This window comes from Mycetocola sp. (assembly GCF_025464835.1).
GTDB lineage: Bacteria > Actinomycetota > Actinomycetes > Actinomycetales > Microbacteriaceae > Mycetocola_A.
The window spans coordinates 1-6786 of the sequence record NZ_JAODMP010000010.1 but is presented as its reverse complement, the minus strand read 5'-3'; the positions used below and the strand labels follow the sequence as shown (position 1 = coordinate 6786).

Sequence of the window (6786 nt, the reverse complement as noted above, 5' to 3'; positions counted from 1 at the left end):
GAGACGGGCCGTTTGTCCAGTCGGTTCAGTCCGTTTCCGCCTCTGTGGCGGGCGAGCTAGGCCCGTGCGGGCTGTGACTCCTGCACCACCCGGGGCAGCTCGGTCACCGGGATCAGCACGATGTCCTCGACCTTCCAGTACTACGGCGGCAAGACACCACAGCTCAATACCCGCTGGATCCAGGCCCTCGTCCGATCCTCGAATTCGGTGGGCGGACTCGAGATCGTGCCAGAGCCACCTGCTGCACCGCTGCCGGCAGCAGAACCGGCGCTCTAACACCCCCGACGCAAGCGGTTTCCGGTTGCGTCAGGAGACGGGCCGTTTGTCCAGTCGGTTCAGTCCGTTTCCGCCTCTGTGGCGGGCGAGCTAGGCCCGTGCGGGCTGTGACTCCTGCACTACCCGGGGCAGCTCGGTCACCGGGATCAGCACGATGTCCTCGACCTTCCAGTCGAGTGCGATGCAGCCCTCGCGAGCCTTCTCGAGGTCGGCGAGGCTCACCGTTCGTCGCGAGAGCGGTACAACGAAGGATTCAATGTGGAAGACGTGACCCTGGTCGCGGGCGCGGGAGCCGGCATCCGCTACCCAGTCAAGGGATCTCAGGTACTCGTCGACCTTGTTGACGATCGGGTGGGGCTTGGAATCATCAAAAGTCATGGCGCGAGCGTCCATGAGGTCTTCGACGGCGGCGCGCATGTTCTTCAGTCCGTCCCACAGGATGCTGCCGGCGATGAACAGTGCGGCGGCCGAGTCCGCCCACCACAGGCCGAGGCCGATCCCGCCGACGCCGATGATGGACCCCACGGCGGTCATCCAGTCCGCCTTGTTCATGGCCGCATCGGCATACAGCACCTTGTCGTGCAGTTCGCGCGCCAGTTCCATCTTGACCCGACCGATGAACACCGGCGGGAGGGCGATGAGTGCCATCACGCCCATCATCAGCCAGCCCAGCCAGAAGACCTGGCCGAACAGCTCGACCGAGCCGATGCTCGGGTGCTCCGCAGTGATCAGTCCTGAGGCCGAGTCGACGAGGAGAAAGGTTCCCATCGTGACGAGGGCAACGGCGGCGACGAGGTGGCCGACGCCGACGGATCGGTGATAACCGTATGGATGCTTCGCGGTCGGCTTCTTCCGCGCGACGTGGAGGGCGACGAGAAAGACGAGAGCCGGGATGAAGGACAGCAGATCTTCGATCCAGGCGGCTTTCATCGCCTGCGAGTTACCCATCACCAGGAAGACCAGGAAGACGGTGACCGCGAGGAATCCGATGGTGATCCACTCGAGCCGGACAGCCTTCTTCAGGACCTCCAGCTGTTTGTGCGGGAGTTCGGTTTCGCCGAAACCGATGCCCTTGACGTTGCCGTTGCCGTTGCCGTTGCCGTTGCCGTTGCCGTTCACGGTGCACCCTCCTGGTTGAGCAGGAACTGCTCGAGCTCGAGCAGGAACGCGTTCTCTCCCATCGCCGTAGCCATGACGTGTCTCTCCACTCCCGTACTCGTGGTCACTTCGGCGAACGGTTTGGTGACGGCGCCTTTGTTGACCCACGGCGTCTTGTCGGTGAGACCGCCGATGACCATGTCGAGCGTGCCCTCATGCAGCTGGGTGAACAGCTGTTCCTCTCCACCTTCGACCCAGGCCACTTCAGCGTCGATGGTCTCGGCGAACCCTTCAACGAGGGTCACTTCGATTCCGGATGCCTCGCCTTCGTCGGTGATGTCTGTCCACTCGCCGTTCGGCGAGATGCCGACGCGAAGAGTGCCTCCGCTGACCCGGTCGAGGGTTGCCTCCGGGTCGGCGGGAAAGCTCGGCGCACAGCCGGACAGACCGACCGCCAGCCCGAGCGCTGTGGCGGCGAAACGGAGTCGGATCGGGCGATTCATAGCCACACCATAACCCGAACGAACGGCGCGGTTCTCGACTTGCGAGCCACCTCGCCGTCTGCTTGGATGCCGCCCCAGTCGATTCTGGTGCGCCTGCCCGGTCGTGGTGCGCTCGCCCGGTGCTTTTGCCTCGCGCGGGGGCAGTTGCACCCGCGCGTCGCCGGGACACCGCGCGACCCGCGCGACCCGCGCGACCCGCGCGACCCGCGGCATCCTACCTGAGGCGGGAGCAACAAACCGTGCTACTGGCAAGGCCTTGACCGGGCTTCCGGCGGCGAAGGATGGTTGAACAATGGCACTATCCCAGACCCTGGCAGACCAGGGCACGTTCCCCCACCCGTCGTTCGCGGCCCGCGGCCCGCTGAGCACCCGCCTCCTCGAGTTGCTCAGCGCTGCGCCCGAGGGCTCTCCCGATCTGCTGACACTCGCTGACGAAGCGCTCGTCCATGCAGCGGAGATCGTGCACGACGACGACATCCAGCTCAGCCTGTTCGTGTTGTACGGCCTGCACTACGGGTCCGTCGTGGAGACGGATGACGCGTGGGAGTGGCATCCGTCCCTCATCAGCCTGCGTCGCCATCTCGAGGCGGCGTTCGAAGCCGAACTACGCCGGGTCGTCCCGGTACCCGCACTCCCTGAACCGACGAGCGCCGCGGTCGCCGCTGCCCTGTTCGCACTCACCGGCGAGGAGCCGGGGCCGAGCCTGTCGCGCTATGTCGCGGCGAAGGCGACCAAGGAGCAGCTTGCGGAGCTCCTCGTGCACCGGTCGATCTACACTCTCAAGGAGGCGGACCCGCACTCATGGGCGATTCCGCGGTTGTCCGGGCGGGCCAAGGCGGCGATGGTCGAGATCCAGTCAGACGAGTACGGCGGCGGCCGGCCCGAACGGATGCATGCCGCCATCTTCGCGGGCACGATGCGGGGCCTGGGCCTTGACGATCGATACGGGATGTACGTCGACCACGTACCGGCGGTGACTCTCGCCTCCCTCAACATGATGTCGATGTTCGGGCTGAACCGGCGGTTGCGCGGCGCGATCGCCGGCCACCTGGCTGCGTTCGAGATGACGTCGTCCATCCCCAACGGCCTGTACGCGCGCGGATTCCGCCGCAACGGTTTCGGTGAGGACGTGACCTGGTACTTCGACGAGCACGTCGAAGCGGATGCCGTGCACGAACAGATCGCGGGACGGGACCTCGCCGGCTCCCTCGCAGAGGACGAACCAGCCCTCCTCCCGGACATTCTGTTCGGTGCGGCCGCCTGCCTGACCGTGGACGGCTGGGCAGGAGCGCACATCCTGGACGCGTGGACCGCGGGGCGTTCCGCGCTGCGGGTGCCGCTGGCGTCTTCGGTCCCGTCCGCTGCCGATGCGTCCGCGCCCGCGGGCGCTGGAGCATCCGGATGGGAGTCCCGATCGTGAAGGAAGACATGAACGACCTCAACCGGGCGGCACCGCAGATCGTCGCGTGCCCCAACGGACCCCTGCTCGTGCGGGGGGAGCTGGACCTCGTGACGCCCGAGGGTGACCCGATCGAGCGCAAACGCAGAACCGTCGCGCTGTGCCGGTGCGGGGTGTCGGCGATCAAACCGTTCTGCGATGGAACGCACAAGGCGATCGGGTTCACCACCGAGCCGTGAGCGGACGGCGCACCCCCATCGTTGATCGGGTAACGACAAGGAGCGCACCGAGATCAACGTCTCGATACGCTCGCTGCGCGAGCTACTCGACCAGCGGACTGAGCTCTGCGCCCGCCCGCACACCCCCATCGTTGATCGGGTAACGACAAGGAGCGCACCGAGATCAACGTCTCGACACGCTCGCTGCGCGAGCGCCTCGACCAGCGGGCTGAGCTCTGCGCCCGCCCGCACCATACGCTGGGGGGTGTGACTTCGACCCGACCGTCAACGCGCGCACCTCTGGGAGCCGCTGGGCTTGTTCTCGCTGGGCTGTTCTGCCAGGAGCTCGGGGCGTCTTTCGCTGTGCTGCTCTTTCCGACGGTCGGCGCGCTGGGAATGGTCACGCTCCGTCTCGTCTTCTCGGCGATCGTTCTGTTGCTGGTCTGCCGGCCGACGTTCCGCGGGTACTCCCGGCACGACTGGTTCGTCGTCACGATTTTCGGGCTGGCTCTCGGCGCCATGAATGTGCTCTTCTACGAGGCCCTCGCGCGGCTGCCGCTCGGCACCGCCGTGACGATCGAGGTGCTCGGGCCGCTGCTGCTCTCGGTGATCGTGAGCCGCCGAGCAGCGAGCTGGCTCTGGGCTGTGCTCGCGTTCATCGGCGTCGCCCTGCTCAGCCAGGGCGGGCTCGAGGAACTCGACCCGGTCGGCGTGGCGTTCGCGGCCGGCGCCGGCGTGATGTGGGCGAGCTACATCCTCATGTCGGCGCGTACGGGGTCGAGGTTCCCCCGCCTCGACGGACTCGCCATCGCGATGGCGATCGGCGCCGTCGTGACGCTCCCCTTCGGGCTCGGAACGGCAGGGCCGACGTTCTTCTCGCCGGTCGTACTGCTGCTCGGCCTTGCTGTGGCTCTGCTCTCGTCGGCGATTCCGTATGCGCTCGAGCTTCTCGCCCTGCGCCGGCTTCCGGCGGCGTCATTCTCGATCCTGATGAGCCTCGCACCGGCGATCGCCGCTCTCGCTGGCGCCCTGGTGCTTGGCCAGGGTCTCACCCTCGTGAGCGGCATCGCCATCCTGCTCGTCGTCGTGGCCAGCGCCGGAGCCGTGCGGTCGGCATCCCTGCACAGGAAGAGGCAGTCGGGGCTGGCTGAGCCCGTCCTCTGAGAACGCATGCCTACAGCGGCCGATTGGCGACGACGGATGCCGGTGCGCACGATGCGCAGGAGATCGCACGATTCTCAGGATCAAAGTGGCGAAAGCATCCTCATAATGGTGCGATCTCCTCCGTGGCGTGCCGCGGCTGGCCGGAGAAACCTCAGGCGGGCACCGACGCACGGGAACCAGTCGAAGCACCCACCACGGCACCCGGCCGCAGATCGAGCCGCCGCAGCAGCTGAGCGTTCAGCGCGACGATGATCGTGGACAGCGACATCAGCAGCGCGCCCACCGCCATCGGCAGCACGAAGCCGACTGGAGCGAGCACCCCCGCGGCGAGCGGCACCGACAGCAGGTTGTAGCCCGCCGCCCACCACAGGTTCTGCTTCATCTTGCGGTAGCTGGCCCGTGACAGTTCGATCACCGACAGCACGGACCGCGGGTCATCGCTGGCCAGGACCACGCCGGCCGAAGCGATGGCGACATCGGTTCCGGCGCCGATCGCGAGCCCCACATCGGCCTGCGCCAGAGCGGGAGCATCGTTCACTCCGTCGCCGACCATCGCGACCCGCCGACCTTCGGACTGCAACAACGCTACGCGCGCGGACTTGTCTTCAGGGCGGACGCCGGCGAACACGCGGTCGATGCCGAGGGCATCCGCCACCGACTGCGCCACAGGCAGCGCGTCGCCCGTGATCATCACGACCTGGATGCCGCGGGCATGCAGGGCGCGAACCGCATCGAGCGATTCGGGGCGCACCTCGTCGGCGAGCGACAGGGCACCGGCCACCTGCCCGTCGACCAACACGTGCAGAACCGTCGAACCGGAGCCGTCCCACTCGCTCGCGGCGGGCAGCGGCGGCAGGGCATGCCGCTCAAGCAGGTAGGGACCGCCGACGGCAACGGATGCTCCGCCCACGGTCGCCGAGACACCCTCGGCCGGCGACGAACGGAAGCCGGTCGCCGGCGTGAACTCCAGGTGTGAGGCGGCGCGCACGATCGCCCGCGCCAGCGGATGCTCGCTGTCCGACTCCGCAGCGGCGGCGACGGCGAGCACGCGGTCAACAGTCCAGCCATCGGCCGACAACACAGCTGCGACAACAGGCTCTCCGCGGGTCAGCGTGCCGGTCTTGTCGAACAACACGGTGTCGACAATGCGCATGCTCTCGAGTGCCAGCCGGTCCTTCACCAGCACGCCACCGCGGGCGGCCCGTTCGGTCGCGATCGACACCACGAGCGGGATCGCGAGGCCGAGCGCGTGCGGGCAGGCGATGACGAGGACGGTGATCGTGCGGATCACGGCGTCGTCCGGCATCCCGAGCATCGTCCAGACCACGGCGGTGATCAGCCCAACACCGAGCGCGAACCAGAACAACCAGCCGGCTGCGACGTCGGCGAGCCGTTGCGCCCGCGAGGAGGAATTCTGTGCGTCTGAGACCAGGCGGCGGATGCCGGCGAGCGCTGTCTGCTCCCCCACGGCGGTCACGCGGATGCGCAGCCCGCTGTCGGTTGCGACGGTACCGGCAACGACGGGATCACCGATCGAGCGGCGGACGGGCATCGACTCGCCGGTGACCATGGCCTCGTCGATGTCTGCGCTGCCCTCGGCGATCTGCCCGTCGGCGGGGATCCGCCCGCCCGGGCGCACGACGACGAGGTCGCCGACCCGGAGTGCTGACGGCAGCACGGTGACAACGGTGTCGCCGTCGACGCGTTCCGCTTCGTCCGGGATGAGGGCCGCGAGCGAGTCGAGCGCCGACGAGGTCTGTGCGAGCGACTTCATCTCGATCCAGTGACCGAGCAGCATGATCACGATGAGGAGGGCGAGCTCCCACCAGAAGTCGAGCCGGTGGTCGAGGATGCCGAGAGTGGCGCCCCACGAGGCGAGGAACGCCACGGTGATGGCGAGCCCGATCAACAGCATCATGCCGGGCTTGCGGGTCTTCACCTCGTCGACCGCCCCGACGAGGAACGGCTTGCCACCCCAGACATACATGACGGTGCCGAGGACCGGCGAGATCCAGCCGGCCCAGGCGGCGTCCGGGAGGGCATAGCCGAGGATGTCGGCGAACATCGGGCTGAACGCCACCACCGGGACCGCGACCACGAGCATGATCCAGAACAGTCGGCGGAACCG

General features: G+C 67.7%; 7 protein-coding genes. 4 read left to right on the top strand and 3 right to left on the bottom strand.

Annotated elements, in window-relative coordinates:
* Nucleotides 1–120 precede the first annotated feature (120 nt).
* Nucleotides 121–276: a hypothetical protein gene (locus JWP90_RS01510; RefSeq protein ID WP_297358864.1), complete on the top strand. Its 156-nt coding sequence runs from the start codon at nt 121–123 to the stop codon at nt 274–276.
* A gap of 90 nt (nt 277–366) precedes the next feature.
* Here the strand turns inward: JWP90_RS01510 and JWP90_RS01505 are convergent, their stop codons facing one another.
* On the bottom strand, nt 367–1395 hold the full coding sequence (locus JWP90_RS01505; RefSeq protein WP_297358862.1) for a cation transporter: 1029 nt from the start codon (nt 1393–1395) through the stop codon (nt 367–369).
* A complete protein-coding gene (locus tag JWP90_RS01500) occupies nt 1392–1877 on the bottom strand; it encodes a transporter substrate-binding domain-containing protein (protein ID WP_297358860.1) in 486 nt (161 codons plus the stop codon). The genes JWP90_RS01505 and JWP90_RS01500 overlap by 4 nt, the downstream gene beginning before the upstream one ends.
* A 292-nt stretch (nt 1878–2169) precedes the next feature.
* On the opposite strand from JWP90_RS01500, the gene JWP90_RS01495 reads away from it, so the two are divergent.
* From JWP90_RS01495 to JWP90_RS01485, 3 genes are all read left to right on the top strand, one after another.
* A complete protein-coding gene (locus JWP90_RS01495) occupies nt 2170–3297 on the top strand; it encodes an iron-containing redox enzyme family protein (protein ID WP_297358858.1) in 1128 nt (375 codons plus the stop codon).
* On the top strand, nt 3279–3515 hold the full coding sequence (locus JWP90_RS01490) for a CDGSH iron-sulfur domain-containing protein (RefSeq protein WP_297358856.1): 237 nt from the start codon (nt 3279–3281) through the stop codon (nt 3513–3515). The genes JWP90_RS01495 and JWP90_RS01490 overlap by 19 nt, the downstream gene beginning before the upstream one ends.
* A gap of 246 nt (nt 3516–3761) precedes the next feature.
* Complete coding sequence (locus JWP90_RS01485) at nt 3762–4658, top strand: EamA family transporter (protein ID WP_297358853.1); 897 nt, start codon at nt 3762–3764, stop codon at nt 4656–4658.
* Between the two features lie 151 nt (nt 4659–4809).
* Here the strand turns inward: JWP90_RS01485 and JWP90_RS01480 are convergent.
* Nucleotides 4810–6786, bottom strand: a 1977-nt coding sequence (locus JWP90_RS01480; protein ID WP_297358851.1) for a heavy metal translocating P-type ATPase, incomplete at its 5' end; no start/stop codon positions are given.